Annotated in this window: 20 protein-coding genes; 8 read left to right on the top strand and 12 right to left on the bottom strand. The window is 70.3% G+C overall.

Annotated elements, in window-relative coordinates; genetic code table 11:
• The 3 genes from D7V93_RS10285 to D7V93_RS10275 form a co-directional block, all read left to right on the top strand.
• A partial coding sequence (locus D7V93_RS10285) for a tetratricopeptide repeat protein (protein ID WP_147451116.1) occupies positions 1 to 714 on the top strand: 714 nt, incomplete at its 5' end.
• A gap of 15 nt (positions 715 to 729) precedes the next feature.
• Complete coding sequence (gene dnaK, locus D7V93_RS10280; protein ID WP_120643229.1) at positions 730 to 2,574, top strand: molecular chaperone DnaK; 1,845 nt, start codon at positions 730 to 732, stop codon at positions 2,572 to 2,574.
• Positions 2,575 to 2,663: 89 nt separating this feature from the next.
• Positions 2,664 to 3,467, top strand: coding sequence for a tetratricopeptide repeat protein (locus D7V93_RS10275; protein ID WP_120643228.1), 804 nt, complete (start codon positions 2,664 to 2,666; stop codon positions 3,465 to 3,467).
• On the opposite strand, the gene D7V93_RS10270 is transcribed toward D7V93_RS10275, so the two are convergent.
• From D7V93_RS10270 to D7V93_RS10245, 6 genes are all read right to left on the bottom strand, one after another.
• Complete coding sequence (locus D7V93_RS10270; protein ID WP_120643227.1) at positions 3,451 to 3,933, bottom strand: FAS1-like dehydratase domain-containing protein; 483 nt, start codon at positions 3,931 to 3,933, stop codon at positions 3,451 to 3,453. The genes D7V93_RS10275 and D7V93_RS10270 overlap by 17 nt on opposite strands.
• A 2-nt stretch (positions 3,934 to 3,935) precedes the next feature.
• Complete coding sequence (locus D7V93_RS10265) at positions 3,936 to 4,331, bottom strand: MaoC family dehydratase (RefSeq protein ID WP_120643226.1); 396 nt, start codon at positions 4,329 to 4,331, stop codon at positions 3,936 to 3,938.
• Positions 4,332 to 4,449: 118 nt separating this feature from the next.
• Complete coding sequence (locus D7V93_RS10260) at positions 4,450 to 9,306, bottom strand: myxosortase-dependent M36 family metallopeptidase (RefSeq protein ID WP_120643225.1); 4,857 nt, start codon at positions 9,304 to 9,306, stop codon at positions 4,450 to 4,452.
• A 552-nt stretch (positions 9,307 to 9,858) separates the two neighbouring features.
• Positions 9,859 to 11,022: an SDR family oxidoreductase gene (locus tag D7V93_RS10255; protein ID WP_120643224.1), complete on the bottom strand. Its 1,164-nt coding sequence runs from the start codon at positions 11,020 to 11,022 to the stop codon at positions 9,859 to 9,861.
• A gap of 27 nt (positions 11,023 to 11,049) precedes the next feature.
• Complete coding sequence (gene coaE / locus D7V93_RS10250; RefSeq protein ID WP_120643223.1) at positions 11,050 to 11,646, bottom strand: dephospho-CoA kinase; 597 nt, start codon at positions 11,644 to 11,646, stop codon at positions 11,050 to 11,052.
• A 3-nt stretch (positions 11,647 to 11,649) separates the two neighbouring features.
• Positions 11,650 to 12,132, bottom strand: a complete 483-nt coding sequence (locus tag D7V93_RS10245; RefSeq protein WP_120643222.1) for a hypothetical protein — start codon at positions 12,130 to 12,132, stop codon at positions 11,650 to 11,652.
• A gap of 135 nt (positions 12,133 to 12,267) precedes the next feature.
• Between D7V93_RS10245 and D7V93_RS10240 the strand changes: the two genes are divergently transcribed.
• From D7V93_RS10240 to D7V93_RS10220, 5 genes are all read left to right on the top strand, one after another.
• Positions 12,268 to 12,780 carry a multiheme c-type cytochrome gene (locus tag D7V93_RS10240; protein WP_120643221.1) on the top strand — a complete coding sequence of 171 codons (513 nt, stop codon included), beginning with the start codon at positions 12,268 to 12,270 and terminating at the stop codon, positions 12,778 to 12,780.
• 7 nt (positions 12,781 to 12,787) lie between these two features.
• Complete coding sequence (gene yihA, locus D7V93_RS10235; protein WP_120643220.1) at positions 12,788 to 13,408, top strand: ribosome biogenesis GTP-binding protein YihA/YsxC; 621 nt, start codon at positions 12,788 to 12,790, stop codon at positions 13,406 to 13,408.
• Between the two features lie 39 nt (positions 13,409 to 13,447).
• A complete protein-coding gene (locus tag D7V93_RS10230) occupies positions 13,448 to 15,109 on the top strand; it encodes a DUF6178 family protein (protein WP_120643219.1) in 1,662 nt (553 codons plus the stop codon).
• A 243-nt stretch (positions 15,110 to 15,352) separates the two neighbouring features.
• Positions 15,353 to 16,636, top strand: coding sequence for an O-antigen ligase family protein (locus tag D7V93_RS10225; RefSeq protein ID WP_120643231.1), 1,284 nt, complete (start codon positions 15,353 to 15,355; stop codon positions 16,634 to 16,636).
• Positions 16,626 to 17,780, top strand: a complete 1,155-nt coding sequence (locus tag D7V93_RS10220) for a glycosyltransferase (protein ID WP_120643218.1) — start codon at positions 16,626 to 16,628, stop codon at positions 17,778 to 17,780. The genes D7V93_RS10225 and D7V93_RS10220 overlap by 11 nt, the downstream gene beginning before the upstream one ends.
• Positions 17,781 to 18,311: 531 nt before the next feature.
• Here D7V93_RS10220 and D7V93_RS10215 read toward each other — a convergent pair.
• The 6 genes from D7V93_RS10215 to D7V93_RS10190 form a co-directional block, all read right to left on the bottom strand.
• Positions 18,312 to 18,530, bottom strand: a complete 219-nt coding sequence (locus D7V93_RS10215) for a hypothetical protein (protein ID WP_120643230.1) — start codon at positions 18,528 to 18,530, stop codon at positions 18,312 to 18,314.
• Between the two features lie 141 nt (positions 18,531 to 18,671).
• Entirely contained in the window at positions 18,672 to 19,634 is a 963-nt protein-coding gene (locus D7V93_RS10210; RefSeq protein ID WP_120643217.1) for an ornithine cyclodeaminase family protein, read from the bottom strand.
• Positions 19,635 to 19,740: 106 nt separating this feature from the next.
• Positions 19,741 to 20,838 (bottom strand): quinone-dependent dihydroorotate dehydrogenase, encoded by a 1,098-nt coding sequence (locus tag D7V93_RS10205; RefSeq protein WP_120643216.1) that lies wholly within the window; start codon positions 20,836 to 20,838, stop codon positions 19,741 to 19,743.
• A gap of 5 nt (positions 20,839 to 20,843) precedes the next feature.
• Positions 20,844 to 21,836 carry an adenosine deaminase gene (gene add, locus D7V93_RS10200; RefSeq protein WP_120643215.1) on the bottom strand — a complete coding sequence of 331 codons (993 nt, stop codon included), beginning with the start codon at positions 21,834 to 21,836 and terminating at the stop codon, positions 20,844 to 20,846.
• A 36-nt stretch (positions 21,837 to 21,872) separates the two neighbouring features.
• Positions 21,873 to 22,574: a Smr/MutS family protein gene (locus D7V93_RS10195; protein ID WP_120643214.1), complete on the bottom strand. Its 702-nt coding sequence runs from the start codon at positions 22,572 to 22,574 to the stop codon at positions 21,873 to 21,875.
• Positions 22,575 to 22,598: 24 nt separating this feature from the next.
• The coding region (locus D7V93_RS10190; protein ID WP_120643213.1) for a TerB family tellurite resistance protein at positions 22,599 to 23,227 on the bottom strand (629 nt) is incomplete at its 5' end.

The following is a 23,227-nucleotide window of genomic DNA, read 5'->3' as shown; positions in this document are numbered from 1 at the left end:
CCACCGCCCGTCGCGGCGCGTCCGCCCTCCGGAGCCTTCGCGTCCGTCCCCACTGCGTCCAGCGCGGCGCGTCCACCGTCGGGGGCCTTCGCGTCCGTCCAGTCGACGCCCGCGCCGCCGGAGGACACGGAGTCCGAGGCCCGCCGCGCCGAGCGCCAGGCCCGCCTCGCGCGCCACCCGTACATGGCGCGCAGCCACAAGCTCACGGAGCTCATCGCCCGGGGCAGGGCGGCCATCACGCGCGGAGACTTCGAGCGGGCCTACCAGGACTTCAACCACGTGCTGGGCCTGGATCCGAAGAACCGCGAGGTCGCCGCGCTGCTCGTCGACGCGCGCCGCAAGCACGACCTGCACCGCGCGCAGGCCGAGGTGGAGCGCGGCCAGGAGCTGGAGCTGCGCGGGGACTTCGCGGGCGCCCAGTCGGCCTACAAGCTGGCGGTCTCGCTCAACGGCGACAACCCGGAGGCGGCCTATCAGGCCGCGCGCGTGGGCCGGGAGCTGAACCAGGACCCGCAGGAGGTGCGCGCGCTCGCCCAGCGCGCGGTGGAATTGAAGCCCGGGCGGGTGGATTACCAGCTGTTGCTGGCCCAGGTGCTGCTGACGGCGGGGCAGAAGAAGCAGGCCAAGCACCACTTCGAGGAGGTCGTGCGCCTGGATCCGGACCACGCCGAGGGTCGCGCGGCCCTCAAGAAGTTGCGTTGGACGTTCTCGTGAGGTGCATGCGTCCCCATGGCTGAGCCCGAACCGCTGATTGGCATCGACCTGGGGACGACGAACAGCCTCGTCGCCACCGTCCAGGACGGCCAGCCCATCATCATCAAGAACCGCACGGGCGTGCCCCTCACGCCGTCCGTGGTGGCGGTGTCGAAGAACGGCAAGCGGCTGGTGGGCGGCATCGCCAAGCGGCAGGCCATCACCAACCCGCAGGAGACGGTGTCCGCGGCGAAGCGCCTCATCGGCCGCAAGTTCTCCTCGCACCCGGTGCAGGACGCGCTGCGCGCGCTGACGTACCAGGTGGTGTGCGGCGCGCACGACGACGTGCGCATCCGGCTGGCGGGCCGCGACCTGGCCGTGCCGGAGATCAGCGCGATGATATTGGCGGAGCTGAAGGCGGACGCGGAGGCCCACTTCGGGCGGCCCGTCACCCAGGCCGTCATCACCGTGCCGGCCTACTTCAACGACGGCCAGCGCCAGGCCACCAAGGACGCGGGCCGCATCGCCGGGCTGGAAGTGCTGCGCATCATCAACGAGCCCACGGCGGCGGCGCTGGCGTACGGCTTCGGGCGCACGGTGAACGGGAAGATCGCCGTGCTGGATCTGGGCGGCGGCACCTTCGACGTGTCGGTGCTGGAGATCAACAACGGCATCTTCGACGTGGTGGCCACCGGCGGCGACACGTTCCTCGGCGGAGAGGACTGGGACCACCGCATCATCGAGTGGATGGTGTTCGGCTTCGCCAAGGAGCACGGCATCGACCTGCGCAAGGACCGCATGGCGCTGCAGCGGCTGAAGGACGCCGCGGAGAAGGCGAAGGTGGAGCTGTCGTCGGTGAAGGAGACGCAGCTGCACCTGCCCTTCATCTGCACGCCGCCGGGCGGAGGCGCCGCGCTGCACCTGCAGACGACGCTCACCCGCGAGAAGCTGGAGGACCTGACGGCGGACCTGGGCGAGCGCCTGGTGGGCATCACCTCCGAGGTATTGGGCGAGGCGAGCGTGCGCCCGTCGGAGTTGAAGGAGGTCATCCTCGTGGGGGGCATGTCGCGCATGCCCCGCATCGTGGAGCAGGTGCGCCAGTACTTCCGCCGCGAGCCCTGCAAGGGCGTGCATGCCGAGGAGGTGGTGGCCCTGGGAGCCGCCATCCAGGCGCACGCGCTGGTGGCGCAGGAGGGGGAGTTGCTGCTCCTGGACGTCACGCCGCAGAGCATGGGCGTGGCCATCGCGGGCGGCTACGTACGCCGGCTGATTCCGCGCAACACCACCGTGCCCACGTCCGCGACGGAGGTGTTCGCCACGTCCAAGGACTTCCAGCGCACGGTGAAGATCATGGTGCTCCAGGGCGAGCACGAGCTGGCGCACCACAACGAGCTGCTGGGCGAGTTCCTCCTCACCGGCCTGCGCGAGGCACCGCGCGGTCAGGTGGAGATCGAGGTGACGTTCGACATCAACGCGGAGGGCATCGTGTCCGTGTCCGCCCGGGACAGGGACACGGGCCTGCGCCAGTCCATCACCGTCACCGCGTCCAGCGGCCTCACGGAGGACGAGCTGCGCCGCATCATGGAAGAGCAGCGCGACTGGATGGTGACCGCGCGCGCCTCCGAGGAAATCAAGACGAAGCGCGTGGAGCTGGACACCCTGGCTCGCGACCTGGTGGACGCGCTCTCCCGCGTCCGGCTCCTGCCCGGGGCCGGAGGCCTGTCGCCCGACGTCGTCGCCCGCGCGGAGATGGCCCTGGACCACGCGCGGCAGGTGCGCGGCGGCGAGGACGTGGGCGCCCTGACGCGGGCCTGCGAGGCGCTCTCGCAGAGCCTGCCGCTCTTGCGCTCGGCCAGCCCGCGCGGGACGCCGGGAAGGTAGCCGCGCATGCCCGGGCCTTCCGCCACGTCCCTCGGTTCTTCCCGGTCGCGGAGCCCATTCCCGCGCCACGCCTCGCGATGGAGTGCCCCATGAACACGCTGCGCGCCAGGCAGCTCGTCGAGGCAGGGTTGCTGTTGCGACTGAGTGGCGATACGCCGGGCGCGGAGAAGCTGTTCACGCGAGCGCTGGAGCTGGATCCGGCCAACACGCGCGCGCGCCAGCTGTTGGGGCAGGGCGGTGGCGCCACGGGCCCCGGCGCCGCGGGGGCGGCGAACGCGGCGGCCTCCGACCTGGAGGGGGACTGGGGCGCCTGGGCCGACTCCGCCAGCGCCGGCCCCGTCAATCCCCTGCCTGAGTCCGTCAGCCTCCCCGAGGGAACGGGGATGCGGGGCGACGCGTTGGATCTCATCGCGGAGGAGCACCGCACGCAGGAGTTCGGCCTTCCGGAGTCCTTCTCCGTGATGGGCGGCGCGCTCCCGCAGGGCTCCGAGGTGGAGTGCCTGCTGCGCGGGGCGGAAGATTTGCTGACGCTGGATGACCACTCGGGCGCGGTGGACCTGCTGCGCCGGGCCCAGTCGCTGGCGCCGGAGGACCCGCGCGTGGAGGCGCTGAGGGATCGCAGCGAGCGCATCCTGGTGGCGATGCTGGAGGCCCGCCTGGGCGACCTGAGCCGGATGCCGCGCGTGCGCCTTCAGCCGGACGACATCATCTGGCTGAACCTGGATCACCGCGCCGGCTTCGTGCTCGCGCAGATTGACGGCGCGGTGAGCTTCGACGACCTCTTCGCGCTGTCCGGGATGTCGCGGTTGGACACCGCGCGCATCCTCGCGCAGCTGCTCGACGAGGGCATCATCGCCCCCGGCGAGTCCCCGGGCTTCACGCGGGGCGGATGACGGCCGTCCAGACGCCGCGCACCACGGGCTCGCCGCGCGCGTTGAGCGTCTCGGTGGTGACGACGAGGAAGTCCATCCCGGCCTTGCGGTACAGCTCGGAGATGTGGCCCGTGGTGGTGAGCACGTCGCCGGGGCGCATCACCCCCAGGAACTCCAGCTCCTGCTCGCCGTGCACCAGCCGCACGCGGTCCACGCCCAGCTCCGGGTCCGCGATGGCGGCGCTGAAGGGGCGGATGGCGAACACCACCGCGAAGCTGGGGAAGGCGATGACGTCCCCGTAGGGCCCCACCGCCGCCGCGTCCTGCGAGTAGAGCAGGGGACTGACGTGCGCGGGCGGCTCCCCGAAGGTGCCCGCGGAGGGCACGGAGCCCCCGAGGATGAGGGAGAACTCGCGCAGCTTCTCCCGGCCGATTTCATAGGTGAACGGGCCGTACGCACGGCCGATGAACTTCGGGTCCAGGGCCATGGCTATCCGAGCGAGGTTTCAACGACGGCGCCCCGGAGGACGGGCTCGCCGCGCTGGTTGGTGGCGGTGACTTCGGTGGTCAGCCGGCCGTCCGCGACGGCGGTGACGCGGCCTGTGAAGGTGACGGTGTCCTCGGGCAGCACCGGCCGGGAGAAGCGCACCCTCACGCGGCGCACGAGCCCCGGGTCCCCCACGAAGACGGCCACCGCCTCCACCGCCCACCCCAGGGTGCACAGCCCCTGGAGGATGACGCCAGGGAAGCCGGCGAGCTTCCCCACCTCCGGGTCGATGTGGATGGGGTTGTAGTCCCCGGAAGCGCCCGCGTAATAGACCGGCCGCAGCCGGTCGCACTGGCGGACGTGGGTGAAGGTGTCTCCCACCTGGAACGTGCGTGCCATGAGGCGCGGAAGCCTACCGCTCCCCGTCCACGGGTGTCCGGTGGAAACGAAGAGAGGGGCGGCCCTCACCGTGAGGACCGCCCCTCCATGACTTCAAGGCTTCAGGACTTCAGGCCGACTACGCCTTCTTGCGGCGGCGCGACAGGCCCATGGCCGCGAGCAGGGCCATCAGCGGCGCCATGCCGCCCACGGAACCGCCCGTGGACGAGCAGCCACCGCCCTTGTTCTTCACCTTGACCGTGTAGTTGATGGCACCGGTCGTGGCACCGTCGGAGTCCGTCACGGTGAGGCTGAACGTCAGGTCCGTGTCGGACTTCACCTGCGGCGCCGTGAACTCCAGCTTGGGCGAGTTCGCGCCCGTGAGGCTCACGCTGGGGCCACCCGTCTGGGTCCACTCGTAGGTGAGCGTGTCCCCGTCCGGGTCGCTGGCGTTGGAGTTGAGGGTCACCTTGGCGCCTTCGTCCACGGTGATGGTGCCACCCGTGCCCGTCGGCGCACGGTTGGCCTTGTGCACCGTCACGTTGACCAGGTCGGACACGGACACGCCGTTGGCCGTCGCCGTCAGGCGGAAGGACAGGACAGTGTCGGCGCTGACGTCCGGCGCGGTGAAGGTCGCGGAGGCGGTGTTGCCCCCCGTGAGCGTCACGTTCGTGCCATCCACCTGGGTCCAGGCGTAGGTGAGCGCGTCACCGTCCGGATCCGTGGCCGTGCCGGCCAGCGTCACCGTCGTGCGGGCCTCCGCCTCCTGGTCGGCGCCCGCGTCCACCACCGGCGCGCCGTTGACGTTCTTCACGGTCACCGCGACCGACTTGGTGCTCTTGGCCAGGCCATCCGTCACCGTGACGGTGAAGGTCAGCTGCGTGTCCTCCGTCACCTGGGGGGCGACGAACGAGGCCTGGGCCGTGTTGGCGTTGGTCAGCGTCACCGTCGGGGTGCCAGCGGTCTGCGCCCACGTGAAGGTGAGCGTCTCACCGTCCGCGTCCGTGGAGCCCGAGGCATTCAGCACCACGGGCGTCGCGTCGCCCTCGTTCACCGTCTCGGGCGCGGTGGCCACGACGACGGGAGCGCGGTTGACGTTGTTGACGCCGATGTCCACCGTCTTCGGCTGGCTCGCCTTGCCCTGCGCGTCCGTCACCACCAGCTGGAAGCGGAGGTACTGCGTGGCGGCGACGTCCGTCACGAAGGTCGGCGTGGCGGTGTTCGCGTTGTTCAGCGTGGCGACGGCCTGACCGCCCACCTGGGTCCACTGGTAGGAGAGGGCGTCACCCGAGGCGGCATCCGGGTCGAAGCTGCCCGTGCCGTTGAGCGTCACCGTGTTGCGCTGCAACTGGCCGCCCACGGTCACGAACTCGGCCACCACCTGCGGATTGCCCACGCTGGCCACCGGACGCTGGTTGCAAGCGCCCGCGGCCGCCGGCTGCTCCACCCGCGAGGGGAACACCAGCGAAGCGCCGGAGAACGACGGCTCCGCCAGGTCCATGCCGTAGGCGCCCTGGCCCGAGTCAGAGGCCACGTGGAAGCGCAGCTGCACCCGCGTGATGCCCTGCTTCCGGAAGTAGTCCTTGAAGTTGAGCACCTGCTGGCGGAAGCCCGGGAAGCCCGTGGATGCGCGGGCGTAGGCGGGCTGGCCTTCCAGCACGTTCCCGCCGCCAGCGGAGATGGTGGCGGTGTACGTCGGCGCCACGGTGGGCACCTGGGCGGTCAGCGTCGACACGTTCGTCCACGACGCGCCATTCACGCTGTACTCCACGACGGCGCCGTCGTACGGCGTGACCGCCGCCGTGTAGTCGGTCTCGAAGGAGTGGCGGTAGTAGTAGCTGAAGACGAAGTCACCCGTGGCGTTCAGCGTCAGCCAGGGGCTCGTCAGGGTGCCGTCCACGGCGATGTTGGCGTCGTCGCTGTGCGCGAGGAAGTCCGTGTCCTCCTGGCGGATGCTCCAATCACCCTCGGCGTACAGGTTGCTGGAGACGGTCCAGGCCGACAGACCGGACGCGAAGAAGTCCGTCGCGCTGGAGTTCGCCACGTCGTCGTAGTTGATGCGCGGATCGAACGTCACCGTCTGCGCCGCCGCGGGCAGGCTGGGCTCGTTGAAGGTGATCTTCAGCCCGGCGTGGGTGTCCGGGGCCGTCACGGCCGTCAGGGACACAGGCAGGGTCAGGTGCGCTTCCGCCCCGCGCGCCAGCGCCGGGATGCTCACCGTGGTGCCGCTCGGGAAGCCCAGCGTCGCGGTGGTGCTGGTGGTGCTCACGGTGCCCGTGAAGGCACCCAGCGCGCCGCCGCCCACGTTGCGGACGGTCAGGTGGAGCACACCCTCCTCGCCCACGTCGAGCACGCCGTCCTTGTCGCAGCCCGTCTTGCTGTCATCGAGGCGCAGGTCGGTGACCTCGATGGTGTTGCCCGTGACGCCGCTCTCCACCACGCCGAAGTGGTCCCAGGAGTTGCGGTCCGGCGCCTTGGCGCCGAAGCCGGCGCCGCGCTTGGCGAAGGCCGCGACGAAGCGGCTGTAGTCCGCCGGATCGTTGGCCAGGGCCACCGCCAGGATCGCGTCGCGCGCCTCCAGGAAGGTGGGCGCGTTCGGCGTCGCCTTGTACCCGGCGACGATGTAGCGCTTCATCCGCTCCTGGGCCTCCTGGAACGGATGGGCGTTGAGGAGGCTGGTGTAGCAATCCCACAGCATCGACGCCCACACCTCACCGCTGTTGTGGACCTCGCTGTTGCTGGTGCCGGTCAGCGCGGTCGTGTTCGCGTTGGCGGGCAGCGCGATGCCGTTGGAGATGTGCCGGAACGACAGGCCGTTCTTGGCCAGCTGCGTGCTGTAGGGGAGCCGACGCAGGCCGTAGTAGTAGCCCTGGTTCCTGCCACCGCTGGAGACGTAGCCCGCGGCGCCGTAGACGCCCTGCCACTGGTTGTTGCCGGGCTTGGTCACGTCCTCGGCGCGCACCTGCATGAGCATGGCGGTGAAGTCACCCCAGCCCTCGCCCATGGAGCGGCCCTGGTTGTTCGACAGGCCGGCCGCGTTGCCGATGAGGCGGTTGGAGATGTAGTGCCCCCACTCGTGCGCGATGACGGCGTTGTCCAGCGTGCCGTCGCGGTCCTCCTTGGGCGTCCGGCTCAGCTTCACGGAGACGGCCCCGTTCGCCAGCTCCGCGCGCCAGGCCGCGGCGGCGCCCTGGGTGATCATCAGCGACGGCGTCGTGACGAAGGGATCGTCAATGGCATTGCCGCCCATGGCGCCGGGGCTGCCGGGCGCGTTGTTGCCGATGACCGTGGCGATCGCGCCCGCTTCCTGCGCGAAGCGCGACTTGACGACGAAGTTGCACGTGCCGCGGTCGATGAGGGCGACCTTGCCCTTGAAGTAGTCCGCCGCGAACGCGGTGCAGCCGATCTTGTTGTCCGCCGGAGCGTCCTTGATGTCGCCCGTCACGAGGTACGCCTGGGAGCCATAGCTCGCGGAGGACGCCTCGTAGATGCCCGTGATCGACGCCGGGGCCGTCACGGACAGCTCGGGCGTGCCGTTGAACAGGTACATCTGCATGCGCGGCGACGCACCGTCGGCCGGCGTGCTCATGTTCGCGTTGTTGCGACTCAGGTAGTCCTGGCCCTGCGCCTGGATGGGGTCGCCTTCCACGCCACCCCGCCCGTAGTTCACCGACTGGGCGTTGCCCGAGGCCTCGTCGAAGCCCGCGTCGTAGAACCAGTCGTGCAGGAAGTTGTTGACGTAGAACAGGTTCACCACCGAGGCCTTGGTCTGCTCGGGGGTCGCGTTCGGGGCCTGGGTCGTGTCGAACGTGTAACCGAAGGTGTTGGCGGCCGTCGTCGTCGGACGGATGTCCCCGCCGCCGGGCTGGTAGCCATCCGGCGCGGCCAGATCCGCGTACGCGTCCACGTTGTTGCCCTGGGTCTGCGTGGCGTTGGCGGGCAGCCACGGATCATTCTGGCTGTACGGGCTGTTCGCGAGGGTGATGTTCTGCGCGGGGCGGTTCAGCGGTCCCTGGGAGCCGTCGAGATTGCCCGTGGGGTGCGGGGTCATGTCGGTGCCCTGCGGCCCGTCATCCGGGAGGTACGGCGACACGTTCTCCGCCCAGACCTTGTACGTGAAGGGCGTGCCCGTCGCGTCCACGGTCAGGTTGTTGCGGAAGAGCACCGCGCCGGTGGTCGCGGAGATCACGTAGCCGAAGTAGTCGTTGGAGACAGACGCCTTCGGGCCGGCGTTGACCTCCACGTACCACGCGGGCTCCAGCCCGCCGGCCATCATGAAGAACACCTGCCGGGCACGGGCCGGGGTGGCCAGGTCCTGCGGCAGCGCGCTCTTCGCGGAAGGGCTCAGCGCGAAGAAGGTGTAGTCACCCTTCGTGCCGGTGTTGACGAACGCGGTGGCCTGCGTGCCGGAGCCCGTCAGGTCCGTGAACGCGCCGGAGATGGCCTCCGCGGCGCCCAGGCGGAAGGCGCCGGTGCGGGCCTTCGCGCGTGCGGTCTGCGTGAGGTCGGACGGGGCCAGGTAGCCGCTGAGGGCCACCAGGCGCTGGTCCTGCCCCATGATGACCTTGATCTCGTTGCGGAAGACCGGGATGCCGTTGACGGTCTGCTCGAACGTGGCGATGACGGCGCCCTTGCCGGTGTCATGCACGGAGCGCAGGGTGGCCCCGGAGACGTCGGTGCGCGACAGGCGGTAGCTTTCCGCCACGTTCTGCAGGTGCGCGCGCGCCGCGGCCTCCGTGGTCATGCCGCCGCGGATGACGGACTTGGACTGCGCACCCTCCTGAGCCGCCCACGCGAACGTGGGCACGCCGAGCCGCTGCTCGGTCTGCTCGACGCGAAGTCCGCGAGCCACCGCCGTGGCGGAGTCCACGGCGAGCGCGCGGGACTCCCGCTGCTCCAGGAACGCGTCGTAGTTCGACCGCTCCTTGGCCCACGCACTGGTGCCCGCCATGGGCACCAGCAGCAGACTGGTCAACAGCTTTTCCCTGAGACGCATGCGCCTTCCTTCTTGGGGGTGATGAACAACGACGAACGAGGGGACTGCGAGAGACGACGACTGCGAGGAGCACGCCGGGGGGGCGCGCTCCCTACGACTGGCGGACCGTGATGGGACAGCCCAGAAGGAAACGCATCCCAACGCCAGGCGTCGCATGGACGCGACAGCGCGGGGCACGATGAAGAGGCACGAAGCAGGGAGCGCGCGCGGAGGGCGCGGAGCGCTCCTCGGGGCCGGACAGGCGGGGCGCGATACCGGCGCCCGGAGTGGAAGACTCGAATCGCTTGTCAACGATTACTGGCAAAAGCTGCTCTCCAACCCACTCCTCCGGTACGGTTTTGTTCACCGGACCGGATTCAAGTGAGGGCGCATGCTAACCAGGACACTGGATCGTTGAAAAGAGGGGGTCCCCTCATCTTTGCGTTAGCAACCCAGTAACAATTGTCAGTCTGGAATAAGCGGTGCCCGCGGCGCGCGCTCCTCCAGCAGCCAGCCAGGCGATGGCCGGGGCACCACGCCGCGCCGCACCTTGCGTGTGGGACGCGGCCCTGCTCAGCGGCGCGAGCGCGTCGCGGTGCCGTCCTCGGGTGAAGAGAGGGAGGCGTGGTCGAGCGGATCCTCCACCTCCGCGCCCTCGCGGCGCAGCTTGTACTGTTCACGCACGTAGGCGACGAGCTGGTCCAGGTACGAGGACAGCGGCGGGCACCTCACGCCGGTGCCGTCGAGCAGCTCCAGCGTGTTGTGGCAATTGTAGATGGCCAGGTGGTTCACGTAGCTGATGGCGGCGCGCTGGGGCCGGGCCAGCTTCTCCAGCAGGGGCAGCCGCAGCATCACGTCCGCGGCGCGCGCGGACAGGTTGAAGCGCGGCAGCCGCTTGTTCGACTTCTCCGCGATGAGCTCGTACACGCGCCGCGCGCTCATGGGGTTGGGGTCCACCAGGTGGAAGGTGCGGCCCTTGGCGCGCTCATCCCGCGACAGCCGCCACACCGCCTCCACCACGAAGTCCACCGGGACGACGTTGAGGGGCGCGACGCCGTTGCCCGGCAGGGGCAGCGGCACCACCAGCGGCGACGTGACGAGCAGGATGCCCAGGTAGTAGGGGCCCTCGAACCGGTCAATCTCACCCGTGCGCGAGTCGCCCACCACGCTGGAGGGCCGGAAGATGGTGACGGGGAGGGTGGCCGCCGCGCGCTGCACCAGCCGCTCCGCCTGGAACTTCGTCTCCTCGTACGCGTTGCGGAAGCCCTGGCCGCGGTCGAGCTCGTCCTCGGCGATGACGCCCACCCGGTCGCCGGACACGTAGCAGGTGGAGAAGTGGCTGAAGCGCGACAGGTGCTCGCAGTCGCGCGCCAGCTCCAGCAGGTTGCGGGTGCCGTCCACGTTTACCCGCCACGCGGTCTCCTTGGGCACGCCCAGCTGGGACACGGCCGCCAGGTGGAAGATGTCCGTCACCCGCTCGCACAGGCGCTGGTACTCGTCGCCGGACAGGCCCAGGTGCATGTCCACCGCGTCGCCGGTGAGCAGCTCCACCTTCGCGCCCTGCACCTTCGCCGCGAGCGCCTGCGCCTCCTTGAAGGCCTTGGGCTGCACCAGCGCGTAGATGTGCCCCTTGGGGTCCTCGCGCGCGATGTGCTCCACCAGCCGCTTGCCGATGAAGCCCGGGTAGCCGGTGATGAAGTAGGTGCCAGCGCTGCTCTTCTTCGGCTTGTCGCTCATTCGGGGCGCAGCATACATACCCGCCCGTCAGCCGTGTGCGAGCATCGCCCGCCACACCGCTTCCACCTGGGGACGGGTGGCCTCCGGGCCGCCGCTGTTGTCGATGACCCAGGTGGCGTGCTGTCGCTTGTCGTCCAGCGACAGCTGCGCCGCGAGCCGCGCCTCCGCCGCTTCGGCGTCCAGCCCGTCGCGCGCCATCAGCCGCGCCTTCTGCACTTCCCGGGGCACCCAGACGACGGCCACGCCCTCCATCGCGGTGTGCAGGCCCGTCTCGATGAGGAGCGGCACGTCGTAGACGGCGTGGGTGATGCCCTCGGCCTCCAGCGCCTCCAGCTTCTGGAGGAACGCGGCGCGCACCTGGGGGTGCACGATGGCGTTGAGGGCGGCGCGCTCGGCGGGGTCCGCGAAGATGTGGGCCCCCAGCTTCACCCGGTCCAGGCGGCCATCGGGGCCCACCACGCCGGGGAAGCGCTCGCGGATGCTCTGGAGCCCGGGCGTGCCGGGCTCCACCACCTCACGGGCGATGACGTCCGCGTCCAGCACGCGCGCGCCCAGCTCGCGCAGCATCCGGCTCACCGTGCTCTTGCCGGAGGCGATGCCGCCCGTCAGGCCGAAGACGTGCACGGGTTACTTCGCGGCCTTGGGCGTGGTGAAGACGAAGGACTGCACCGTCTTGCCGTCCTCGTTGAAGAAGATGGCCACGCCCAGCTTCACGTAGAGGAAGTAGGTGCGGAAGTCGTCGGTGAGCTTGCGCAGGTAGCAGGGCGTGGCGGGCACGGCTCCGGCCGGGCACGCGGGGCCGTAGCTGTTCTCGATGGTGTCCTTCTCGATGATGGGCGCGGGGAACACGTCGATGCGCTCCACCAACTGGGTGGCCGGGTCCACCTTGAACTGCGCCTGGGTGGTGCCCTTGATGGCCTCCTTGGCGAAGTAGGCCAGGATCTCCTTTCCGTCCTGGGACATGGTCCGGGACGGCTCGCCGAACTTCTTCACGATGTCCTCCTTCTTGGAGGACCCGGGTTCAATGGTCTGCCACGGCTTGGCCGAAGCAGGCAGGGAGACGACGACGGCAGCGACGGCGACAAGGACGGCAATGACGGGGGTCCGCATCTCGACTCCTCCCTAGCGGATCAGGCAGGCGCGCCTCAAGGTCCGTTACCTCAAGGACCGCGCGTGTCCACCCGGCATTCAATCACGAATGAGACGCCTTGCCCCGTCCGGGGGGCTCTGCTACGTGCTCAAGCCATGCGTTCTCGTGCCTTCCGGGTCTTTTCCGCCCTCCTGCTCGCCGCTTGTGGCGGTCTTGCCGGCGCCGCGGACTTCACGGGTCCCGACAGCTGCAAGGGCTGCCACCCGGAGGCCTACGACGCGTGGATGAAGTCCAAGCACGCCCGGGCCACGGAGACGCTGGCGGAGGGGCAGAAGAAGGACGCGCGCTGCCTGTCCTGCCACGCGCCGGACCAGGCGGAGCAGACGCTCGCGGCCGTCACCTGCGAGACGTGCCACGGGGGCGGGCAGTACTACTCGCCGTCCTACGTGATGAAGGACCCGGAGCTGGCGCGGCTGGTGGGGCTGGTGGACCCCTCCGAGAAGCAGTGCCGCACCTGCCATGACGCCTCCTCTCCCTCCCTGCGCCCGTTCGACTTCAAGGAAGCGCTGAAGGCCATCGACCACTGGTCCGCCGAACGTGCCCGCAAGCAGCAGACCCGCGCGGACGCGGCCCCCTCCACGCCGGCACCCGCCACGGCGAAGAAGTGACCCCCGCTTGATCAAGATCCTCGACTCCCGCTTCGTCACCACCGCCGTGGAACTGAAGGGCCTGCCCACGGACCATGCCGCGGAGGTCGCCTTCGTCGGCCGCTCCAACGTGGGCAAGTCGTCCATGATCAACGCCCTGACGAACCGGCGGAAGCTGGTGCGCGTGTCCAACACGCCGGGGCGCACCCGCACGCTCAACTTCTTCGACGTGGACCTGGACCGGGACGGCACCCGCCACACGGTGCGCCTGGCGGACCTGCCCGGCTACGGCTTCGCCAAGGCGAGCAAGGCGGACAAGGCCCAGTGGCAGGAGATGATCACCTCCTACCTGAAGAACCGGCACCGGCTGGAGGTGGTGGTGAGCATCATCGACGCGGAGGTGGGCCCCACGCCGGAGGACCTGCGCACGCTCGACTACCTCCAGGAGCACAACCGGCGCATCCTCGTGGTGGCCACGAAGATCGACCGGCTGACGAAGGCGCAGCGCAAGCCCCGGCTCAACGCCCTGTCCGCGCAGCTGGAGCTGCCCCGCGAGGCGCTGGTGGCGTTCTCCTCCACCGAAAAGCTGGGCGTGGAGGAGGTGTGGGGCACGCTGCTGGACACCTTCGGCAAGGCCACCCGCGTCTGAGGCTCCCGGGCCCTGTCACGCTGTGGTAGCACCCCCGGCGTGTCCCAGAACGGCAAGACGAACGGTGGTGGTTCGCCCCTCGCTCCCCGCGAGGTGCGTCAGCGGTTGATGCGCCTGAGCCCGCGCCAGCGGATGGAGGCCCTCCTCGACGGGCCGGACACGCCCGCGATGGTGCGCTCGCTGCCCGCCGAGGACCTGTACGTCACCATCCAGGAGATCGGCCTCGCGGACACGACGGAGCTCGTGCAGCTGGCGTCGCCCGCGCAGTTCCGCACCTTCGTGGACCTGGGCGGGTGGGCCAAGGACAAGCTGGACCCGCACGCGGTGCTGACATGGCTGCGCGCCGCGCGCGGCGACGAGCCCGAGGACTTCCTGCGCAAGCTGCACGCGGTGGACCTGGAGGTGGTGGAGACGCTCCTCAAGGAGTTCACCACCGTGTACGACCTGGAGGAGGACCCGGACGCCAACCCCCAGGGGATGACGGTGGAGACGCCCGAGGGGCGCTACCTCGTGGAGATCAAGCTGGAGGGCGCGGAGATGTCCGCCATGCGCGCCATCGTCAACGACCTCATCGCGGAGAACCCCTTCGAGTCCGTGCGCCTCTTCGAGGCCGTGCGCTGGGAGATTCCCTCCGAATTGGAGGAGACCGCCTTCCAGTTCCGCCGCGCGCGCCTGTCCGACCTGGGCTTCCCCACGCTGGAGGACGCCCTGGCGCTCTTCAGCCGCGTGGACGTGCCCCCGCGCCCCACCTCCAGCGCCGCTCCCGCGCTCACCGCCACCGGCGGCCACGTGGACTACATGGAGGCGGCCTTCCGGGACCTGTCCGACACGGAGCGGATGAACGCGGAGGACGAGCTGCGCGAGGTGGCCAACGCCGTGCTCGTCGCGGAGCTGGGCGACCCGGGCGACCTGGACGCCGTGCGCCGCGTGGGCGAGTGGGTGCGCGACTACCTGTCGCTGGGCCTGGAGCACCTGACGGGCGGCGACCCGGCCCGGGCGCCGGACGCGCTGCGGGACACGCCCCTGCGCCGCGTCTTCCAGGTGGGCTTCACGCTGACGCTCCAGCTCAAGTACCGCGCGGACCGGCTCTTCAAGGAGCCGTTCGTGAAGCTGGACGACGTGCCGCTCGTGCTCCCCGAGGAGGCGGCGGCGCTGGAGGCCCTGCGCCGCAAGCGTCCCCGCAGGGCGCTGCGCGTGCCGGGCGCGGAGGCCGTGCCGTTCCGCTCGCTGCGGGAGGTGGCCGGTTCGGAGGTGCTGCTCGCCCGCGCGGAAGGACAGGTGGCGGCGCTGGGCGCGCTGCTGGGCGGCTCCGAGGGCCCCGCGCACACCGTGCTGGCGCGCTTCGGCGTGTCCCTGGATGTGCTGGGCGTGGAGCGGCTGTGGGCGGCGGTGGTCGCCATGGCCGTCCTGGAGGAGGGCGTGGACGTGCGGCCCGTACCCCTGGGGCGCACGGCGGAGCTGGGCCAGCGCCTCTTCGAGGGCAGCCCGGAGGCGCCGCGCCTGCGCCCGAGCGCGGCGGAGCGGGCCCTGGCCGCGCTCACGCCCGCCGTCCCCGTACCCACGCAGGACGAGTTGCGTCGGGTGGTGAACGTCACGCTGACGCGGCTGCTGTCGGAGCTGGGCACGCCGTGGCTGCGCGAGGGGCGCCTGGACCTCATCGCCTCCGCGGTGCTTCCGATGGAGAGCGCGCCGGTCCCGTAGCTTTTTCAGCCTTGCCCGGCCCCCGTGTCGGGGGTGATCGCGCAACTGCCCGAAGATACGGGCTTCCTGCGCCTGCATCCCCTGGCACGCCCGCTGCTTTGCCCCCGCCCGCTGGCTGTTCGTCGGTGTCGCGCATGCGTTCCGCGTGCGGCGTGCCTGCGTCCGGCCAACCAACGGCTTTCCAAGAGGGCCAGGGGCACGCGTGTGACGGGACGAGCGACCGACAGCGAAGGGGTGGAGTTCATGGAACCGGGCGCGCAGGGGCAGCGTCGCGACGTGCTGGCTTTCTTCCTGCTCGTGGGGTTCGCGGGGGTGATGTACGCGGTGCCGGGTGAGTGGATCCCCGCGCTCGCGCCGCTGCGGCTCGCGCTGCTGACGTCGGGCCTGGCGGCCGGGCTGATGGTGATGCGGCGGCTGGGCAAGGCGGAGCCGCTCTATTTCGACGGGGCGCGGGGCATCGCGCTCCTGGCGTTCTCGTCGCTGGCGTTCTGCTCGGTGGCGTGGTCCGTCAACCCGGACGTGACGCGCTTCCAGGGCGTGGAGCTGCTGAAGCTCACGGCCATCTACCTGACGCTCGTGAACGTCATCACGAACAGCAAGCGGCTGGCGGCGGTGTGCGCGGCCATGGTGCTGGGCGCCATCGTGACGTCCATTGGCGTCATCAACTGGTACATCGTCGGCGAGAACATGGTGGAGGGCTTCCGTTCGCGCTGGGTCGGCGTGTACGCGGACCCCAACCACATGGCGATGAACATGGTCGTCGTGGTTCCGCTCGCGGTGGCCTTCGTGGCGCGCAAGAGCACCCCGTGGTTCTTCCGCATCCTCTGCGGCGCGTCCGCCATCCTGTCGGTGGTGGCCATCGTGCTGTCGCACTCGCGCGGTGGCTTCATCGGACTGTCGGTGGCGATGGCGCTGTGGGCCATCCGCGAGAAGCGCCGCATGCAGGCCATCGTGCTGGGCACGGTGTTCGTGCTGGGCCTGGCGGTGTTCGCGCCCAAGAGCTTCTGGCAGCGCAACGAGACGGTGACGAGCTTCCACGAGGACGCGTCCGCCATGGGCCGTGTGTACGCGTGGCAGGTGGCCAGCCGCATGAGCCTGGACAAGCCGCTCCTGGGCGTGGGCGCGGGCGGCTTCCGCTACGCGTGGTTCGAGTACGCGCCGCCGGAGGCGCACCGGGCCTACGTGGCGCACAACATCTTCCTGGACGTCATCGGAGAGCTCGGGTGGATCGGCCTCCTGTGCTTCCTGGTGTTCTCCGGGGGCGCCGTGGGCGGGGCCGCGGCCGCGTCGGCGGATTCAGAAATGGGGTGGCTGGCGCGCGCGCTCCTGGCGTCGGTGGCGGGCTACCTCATCTGTGACTTGTTCTCGGGCTACATCCTGTCCGCGCACTGCTACGTGCTCTTCGGCCTGGCCGCGAGCGCGCAGCGCATCGCGCAGGCTCGGGAGCGCGCCCTGGCGGTGGGGAGGCAGCCGGCGATGAATCAGGTGCCGACGGCCACGTGGGAGGGGTCTGGGCATGCGGCGTGAGGAAGCACGGATGGGGCAGGAGCCCCTCCGCCTGGTGGAGTTCACCCGGTCGTTCCACATTGGCGGCACCGAGGTGCAGGTGCTGGAGCTGCTGCGCGGGCTGCCGTCCAGCTACCAGTTGCAGGTGTCGGTGCTGGAGAACGCCGGGCCGCTGATGGAGTCCGTCCGGAAGCTGGGCCATGCGCCGGAGGTGTTCCCGCTCAACGGGTCGCTCGCGAAGCCGAACACGGCCCTTCAGATATTCCGCCTGGCGCACTGGCTCCGGAAGCACCGCGTGCACCTGGTGCACGTGCACGACTTCTACTCGAGCATCATCGCGGTGCCGGCGGCGAAGCTGGCGGGCGCGAAGGTCATCGTCGGCCGGTTGGACCTGTCCCACTGGCAGGGCAGGGCCCGCCGCCTGCTGCACACGCGGATGACACGCCTGGCGGACCACGTCGTCGCCAACGCGGAGGCCATCCGCACGATGCTCATCGAAGAGGAGGGGCTGCCCGCGGACCGCGTCTCCGTCATCCACAACGGCCTGGACCTGCAGCGCTTCGATGCGCGCGTCGCCGAGGGCCTCAAGGCCCCGCTCCCGGACACGGGCGACGTGCCCACCGTGGTGCACGTGGCCAACATGAACCACCCGGTGAAGCGGCAGGAGGACCTGCTCCTCGCGCTTGCCATGTTGCGTCATGAGGGCGTCCGGCTGAACGCGTGGCTCGTGGGAGACGGCCCGCGCCGGCCCGCGCTGCAGAAGATGGCGCACGAGCTGGGCGTGGCGGACGGGGTGCACTTCCTCTTGCACCGCTCGGACGTGCCGGCCCTCTACCGCCGGGCCACCTTCGGCGTCCTGTGCTCGTCCGCGGAGGGCATGTCCAACGCGGTGATGGAGGGCATGGCCGCGGGCCTGCCCATGGTCGTCACGCGGGTGGGCGGCAACCCGGACCTCATCGTGGACGGGGAGCGAGGGCTCGTGGTGGAGCCGCAGCGGCCCGCCCAGCTCGCCCAGGCGTTCCGCCGGCTGCTGGCCCAGCCCGAGGAGGCCCGGAAGATGGGCAAGGCCGCCCGGCGCTTCGTCGCCCGCGACCTGTCGCTGGAGAAGATGGTGGGCCAGCATGATGCCCTGTACCGCCAAGTCGTACAGCGGCCCCAGGGCTGAGCCCAGCCCCTCAGGGCCGGCAAATGTCAGACCCTCCTGGATAATCCACGCCCGTCCTCAAGCAATTGGGGGCGGGCGCGTTCGTAGGAAGGGGGAAGTGCTCCACGCGTATCCCACCCTGCGTTTCCAGGTTATAGATGGGAATAGCTCGTTTTTCGTGGAGATTGGTGGGAAGCCTGTGGTAATGGCGCCGGAGGCATTGCCAGTCACACCGGGCGTGCTCACCGTGGGTGGCGGCGGATCAGGCGGATCAGGAATCACCGCCAGCAGGACGTGGTTTTGAAGGAAGCGGACGTCGAGCGCGGGGCCCGGAGGCACGGGACGCGGGGCGGACGCGGAACATGAAGGTGGCGCGGAGTGGCCCCAGGGCCTTCTTCGTATCCGCCGCGACTTCACGAGGCCCTGCCAGTCGGCACGCGGCCCGGGGCGCTCGCCGGTAAAACTCCAAGGTGCCGGCGAGCGCTCTCTTTTTTGGCTGAAGCGGTGGAGGGGAGGCGACAGAGGCCTCCACCCGTCCCCCGCTGAGGGCGACTACTTCAGGTTGGCGAGCACCGACATCGTGGTGTTGTTCTTCAGGATGTTGGTGACGAAGTTCACCGTCTCCGACTGCTTCTGGAGCATCAACTGGGCGTGGGCGCGCTTGTAGTCGTCACCGCTGAGGCCCTGGAGCATCTTCTGCTCGGTGGGACTGAGGCTCTGACTGGCGTTCAGCGCCGCCATGGTGGTCCTGTCCGAAACCTTCGAGCTCATGCGCACCACCTGTCCTGGCCGCCCGGCGAGGGACCTCTCCGGGCGAAGAAGTGATTCTGGGAGATTATCGCGGAAACCGGAGAAAGTTTCCCCCTCCCCGAAAATCCGTGCGGGACGGGACGCTTCGCCCGGCGTCCCCGGCTATGCGTCCCCGACGAGGTCGAAGAGCTGCCCCACGCCCCTGGCGCGGGCCACGTCGTAGAGGGCGCGGGCCAGGGCCACGTCCTGGACGGCGAGGCCGGTGGAGTCGAAGACGGTGACCTCGTCCCCGGTGCGGCCCGGCTTGCGGCCCGCGACGACCTCGCCCAGCGTTCCGGCGAGCTGCTCCGCCGACAGCAGGCCGTCGTGCAGGGGGACGTTGACTTCGCCGGAGTGGAGCGCCTGCTCCGCGTCATCGATGAAGACGCGCCCTTCGACGAGCAGGCGCGGATCCAGCTCCTGCTTGCCGGGGGCGTCCGCGCCCATGGCGTTGATGTGGGCGCCGGCCTGGACCCACTCGCGGCGGACCACGGGCGCGCGCGCGGGCGTGGCGGAGCAGACGATGTCCGCGCCGGAGGCCTCCTGGAGGCTCACCACGCGGCCGCCCTTCTCCTGCTGGAGGGCCTTGGCGGCCTGCTCGGACACGTCCGCCAGGAGCAGCTCCAGGTCCCCGAAGAGGGCGCGGTGCGCGTCGATGAGCACCCGGGCCTGCACGCCGCAGCCCACGAGCCCCAGCGTGCGGGGCTGCTTCTTCGCCAGGTACTTGGACGCGATGCCGCCCGCGGCGCCGGTGCGCCACGCGGTGAGCAGCGTGCCGTCCAGGATGGCCAGCGGGGAGGCGGTGTCCGGGTCGCTGAGGATGTAGACGGCGCGCACCGTGGGCAGGCCGTGCTTCTGCGGGTTGCGCGGATGGGCGTTGACCCACTTCACGCCCGCCGCCCCGTCCAGGAACGCGGGCATGGCGCGGAAGTCACCGTCGTACTTCGGCAGGGACAGGTACACCTTGGGCGGCATGAGCGCGTCGCCGCGGCCATGGGCCAGGAAGGCGCGCTCCACGGCTTCCAGTCCGAGTTCGACGGTGTAGAGGCCGCGCAGCTCTTTCGCACTGAGGAGGAGGGTGGGCATGGGCGGCGCTATACCCAACCGCGCCGGCTTGCGCACGCGCCACGTCAGCCCTCCCCGGAGGACCCTCCAGGCCGTCGCACGGCAGCCTGCGTCATGACCGCCGTGGCTACGCGGCGGAGGACGGCGGGCCCTGATGCGCGTCCAGGCCAATCACGTCGCGCACGGAGGTGAAGCCATCGCGGGCCAGCAGGGCGCCCAGGTCGCGCAGGATGGGGCCCACCATGCCCGGGCCCTCGTAGATGAAACCCGTGTACACCTGCACCACGGTGGCGCCCGCGCGCAGCTTCTCGTAGACGTCCTGGGCGGTGAACACGCCGCCCACGCCGATGAGGGGCAGGGTGCCCCGGCTGCGCACGTAGGCGCGGCGGATGACGGCGTTGGACAGCTCGCGCACGGGGGCGCCGGACAGGCCGCCGGCCTCCTTCGCGTGCGCGTGTTCGAAGGGGCGGGTGATGGTGGTGTTGGTGGCGATGAGGCCCGACAGCCCTCGCGCCAGCGCCACGTCCACCACCTCGTCCACGGCCTCCGGGGTGAGGTCCGGGGCGATCTTCAGGAACAGCGGCGTGCCGGGCGCCACCTTCGCCATCCGCTCCTGCACCGCGGAGAGCAGCGCGGAGAGCTGCTCCGGCTCCTGGAGCGAGCGCAGCCCGGGGGTGTTGGGCGAGGACGCGTTGACGACGACGTAGTCGCCCAGCGGCGCGAGCGCGTCCACGCACGCCACGTAGTCGTCCACCGCGCGCTCCAGCGGGGTGTCCTTGTTCTTGCCGATGTTCACGCCCAGCGGGCCGGGCTTCCACGCGCGGCCCGTCAGGCGGCCCGCGGCGGTACCAGCGCCGTGGTTGTTGAAGCCCATGCGGTTGATGACCGCGCGGTGCTCCGGCAGCCGGAACAGGCGCGGCTTCGGGTTGCCCGGCTGGGGCCGGGGCGTGACGGTGCCAATCTCCACGGCGGAGAAGCCGCAGGCGAAGAGGCCGTCCACGGCCTCCGCGTCCTTGTCCAGCCCGGCAGCGAGCGCCACCGGGTGGGCGAAGCGCAGCCCGGCCAGCTCCACGGACAGGTCCATGGGCGCCTGGCGCAGGGTGCGCTCGCGCATCGACTGGCACAGGGACGGCAAGCGCCCCAGGGCCGCGAGCCCCGACATGCCCAGCCGGTGCGCGGGCTCCGGGGCCAGCGTGAAGAGCAGCGCGCGCGTGAGGCCGTACATGCCGCTCAAGCGGGGATGAAGGACGCCTCGCGCGCCCACGCCAGCGCCTGGTCCACCTGCTCGGTGGAGAGCAGGCCGTTGGACTCGACGATCTCAATCTCCCGCCGCATGTCCGTCTCCAGCAGGTAGGGGCCGTCCGTGTTGATGGTGAACTTCACCTTGCGGTCCCAGAACGTCTGCATGATGTGCTTGAGCTCGGCCAGGTCCGCCACCGCGCGGGTGTGGATGTTGGACGTGGGGCACAGCTCCAGCGTGATGTTGTTCTCGCGCAGGACCTTCATCGCGGACTCGTCGTAGGCGGCGCGGATGCCGTGGCCGATGCGGTGGGGCTTGAGCTTGTCCACCACGGCCATCACCCCTTCGGCGCCCGTGCCGGCCGTCTCGCCGGTGTGCACGGTGCACTTCAGGCCCGCCTTGCGCGCGCGGGCGAAGAGGTCCTCGTACTGGGCCAGCGCGGGCTTGTGCTCCATCGCGTCGCGCTCGGTGCCGGCCAGGTCGATGCCGTACACGCCGCGGCTGCGGTACTTGATGGCCTTCTCCACGATGATGCTGTTGAGCTTGTGGTCGAACTCGCGGGCCAGGCAGAAGATGAGGCCCACCTTCACGCCGTACTCCAGCACCGCGCGGTCCATGCCCCGGAGCGCGGCGTGGATGATGTGGTCCAGGTCCAGCTCGGAGGACAGGTTGCGCTTCATCGGGTTGAAGCGCAGCTCGATCTGCGTGACGCGGCTGCCGCGGTACTCCTTGCCAATCACCTCGTAGACGGAGCGCTCGATGGCGCTGGGAGAGGATTGGATCTTCTCCGTCCAGGTATGGAGGATCTTCAGGTAGTCGTCGAGGCTGCCCACCTTGCCCGGACGGGAGGTGATCAGCTCGACGAAGTCGAAGTAGTTTTTGACGGGGAGCTTGAAGCCCTGCTGATGGGCAATGGACCACAGGATGTGCGGAGCCACCGCGCCACCCACGTGGATGTGGAGGTCAATCAGGTCGCGAACCATGGCGGCATGTATGCACAGCCCCGGGCACGCGTAAAGCTATCGGCGAAGCAGCACGTACACGGCCCCGGTTCCCCCGTCCTGCGGACGTGCGGTGGCGAACGCCAGCACCATCCGCTCCATCCGCTTCTGCGACAGCCACACCCGCAGTCCCTCCTTGAGGACGGGGACCTGGTCCTTGGAGTTCAAACCGCGCCCGTGGACGATGAGCACGCAGCGCTTCTTGGAGCGCTGGCTGTCGGACAGGAAGCGCTCCACGGCGCCGCGGGCCTCCGCCTGCGTCTTGCCGTGCAGGTCCAGGGTGTCCTGCACGGAGAAGTCGCCCCGGCGCAGCGAGCGCAGCAGGTTGCGGTCCACGCCGGGAGCTGCGCCCTCGATGAACTCGTTGGAGTCGGCGACGTCGAAGCCGCCCTCGCCGGCGACGAGCTCGGAGAGCTGGGCCAGGGCCTCCGCGTTGTCGTCGATGATCTCCGGCAGGCGCGGGTTCACCTTGGGGGCTTCACCCCGGTTGGTGATCTGATGCACGCCGTCCATGGCGGAGAAGAAGAGGCCGACGTCGTCGTCCTCCGGCCGGGCCTTGGGGGCCTTCACGGGCTTCGCGACGGTCTTCTTCTTCGCGGCGGCCTCGGCGGCGGCCTTCTGCTGTTCCTGCTTCTCCTGGTCCTGGAGCGTCTTGATGGCGGACTTGAAGGGGTTGTTCTGGAAGGCCGCTTCCTTCTTCTTCGGGGGCTGCTTGCTCATGGGATGTCCTGGTTCTAACCCGGGCTACAGACCGCGCAGCCTTCGGATTTCCTCGTAGGCGTCGCGGACCTCCTGGAAGCGTCGGGCGGCCTGCTCGGCGGCCCGGGGCCCCAGGTGGCTGGCCTTGTCCGGGTGGTGGGTGGCGGCGAGCTTGCGGTAGGCGCTCTTCACCTCCGCGTCGGAGGCGTCCGGCGTCAGGCCCAGGCGCTCGAAGTGGGCGGTGGCGTCGCCCAGGTGCTGCTCGGCCAGGGCCTGCGCCTTGTCGTCCGGGACGTCCAGCCCTTCGGCCGCGCGCTGGAGGGCCTCGCGTTCGGAGCGCTGGAGGGGGCCGTCCGCGAGCGCCAGCTCATAGAGGGCGTCCAGGAGGCGCAGCCGTTCGCCCGAAGGCAGGGCCTCCAGGCAGGAGGCGAGCGCCCCGGGCGCGTCGAGCGAGGTGGGGCGTCGCAGGAAGTCCTTCAGGTACCGGCGGACGGCCTGGACGGTGTGAGCGTCCGCGTGGAGGACCTCCTCGAAGTAGCGGCGGACCTCGCGGACCTCCTCGCGGCGCACCTCCCCGTCGGCGCGGGCCACGTCCATGAAGAGGGCGACGAGGTCGCGGTCGAGCGGATCCTCCTCCGGGTCCTGGACGGCGGGGAACTCGCCGGGGGTGAGGG

This window comes from Corallococcus llansteffanensis (genome assembly GCF_003612055.1).
GTDB classification, from domain to species: Bacteria; Myxococcota; Myxococcia; order Myxococcales; family Myxococcaceae; genus Corallococcus; species Corallococcus llansteffanensis.
Note: the sequence above shows the minus strand (reverse complement) of the source record. Positions and strands in the feature narration are given on the sequence as shown.

Excerpts from the sequence above, each read along its gene's own strand:
- D7V93_RS10260 (WP_120643225.1), bottom strand. The coding sequence starts at position 9,306 with ATGCGTCTCAGGGAAAAGCTGTTGACCAGTCTGCTGCTGGTGCCCATG.
- D7V93_RS10215 (WP_120643230.1), bottom strand. The coding sequence starts at position 18,530 with ATGAGCTCGAAGGTTTCGGACAGGACCACCATGGCGGCGCTGAACGCC.
- dnaK (WP_120643229.1), top strand. The coding sequence starts at position 730 with ATGGCTGAGCCCGAACCGCTGATTGGCATCGACCTGGGGACGACGAAC.
- D7V93_RS10220 (WP_120643218.1), top strand. The coding sequence starts at position 16,626 with ATGCGGCGTGAGGAAGCACGGATGGGGCAGGAGCCCCTCCGCCTGGTG.
- add (WP_120643215.1), bottom strand. The coding sequence starts at position 21,836 with ATGGTTCGCGACCTGATTGACCTCCACATCCACGTGGGTGGCGCGGTG.
- D7V93_RS10210 (WP_120643217.1), bottom strand. The coding sequence starts at position 19,634 with ATGCCCACCCTCCTCCTCAGTGCGAAAGAGCTGCGCGGCCTCTACACC.
- D7V93_RS10270 (WP_120643227.1), bottom strand. The coding sequence starts at position 3,933 with ATGGCCCTGGACCCGAAGTTCATCGGCCGTGCGTACGGCCCGTTCACC.
- D7V93_RS10195 (WP_120643214.1), bottom strand. The coding sequence starts at position 22,574 with ATGAGCAAGCAGCCCCCGAAGAAGAAGGAAGCGGCCTTCCAGAACAAC.
- D7V93_RS10255 (WP_120643224.1), bottom strand. The coding sequence starts at position 11,022 with ATGAGCGACAAGCCGAAGAAGAGCAGCGCTGGCACCTACTTCATCACC.
- D7V93_RS10275 (WP_120643228.1), top strand. The coding sequence starts at position 2,664 with ATGAACACGCTGCGCGCCAGGCAGCTCGTCGAGGCAGGGTTGCTGTTG.
- D7V93_RS10240 (WP_120643221.1), top strand. The coding sequence starts at position 12,268 with ATGCGTTCTCGTGCCTTCCGGGTCTTTTCCGCCCTCCTGCTCGCCGCT.
- D7V93_RS10225 (WP_120643231.1), top strand. The coding sequence starts at position 15,353 with ATGGAACCGGGCGCGCAGGGGCAGCGTCGCGACGTGCTGGCTTTCTTC.
- D7V93_RS10205 (WP_120643216.1), bottom strand. The coding sequence starts at position 20,838 with ATGTACGGCCTCACGCGCGCGCTGCTCTTCACGCTGGCCCCGGAGCCC.
- D7V93_RS10245 (WP_120643222.1), bottom strand. The coding sequence starts at position 12,132 with ATGCGGACCCCCGTCATTGCCGTCCTTGTCGCCGTCGCTGCCGTCGTC.
- D7V93_RS10265 (WP_120643226.1), bottom strand. The coding sequence starts at position 4,331 with ATGGCACGCACGTTCCAGGTGGGAGACACCTTCACCCACGTCCGCCAG.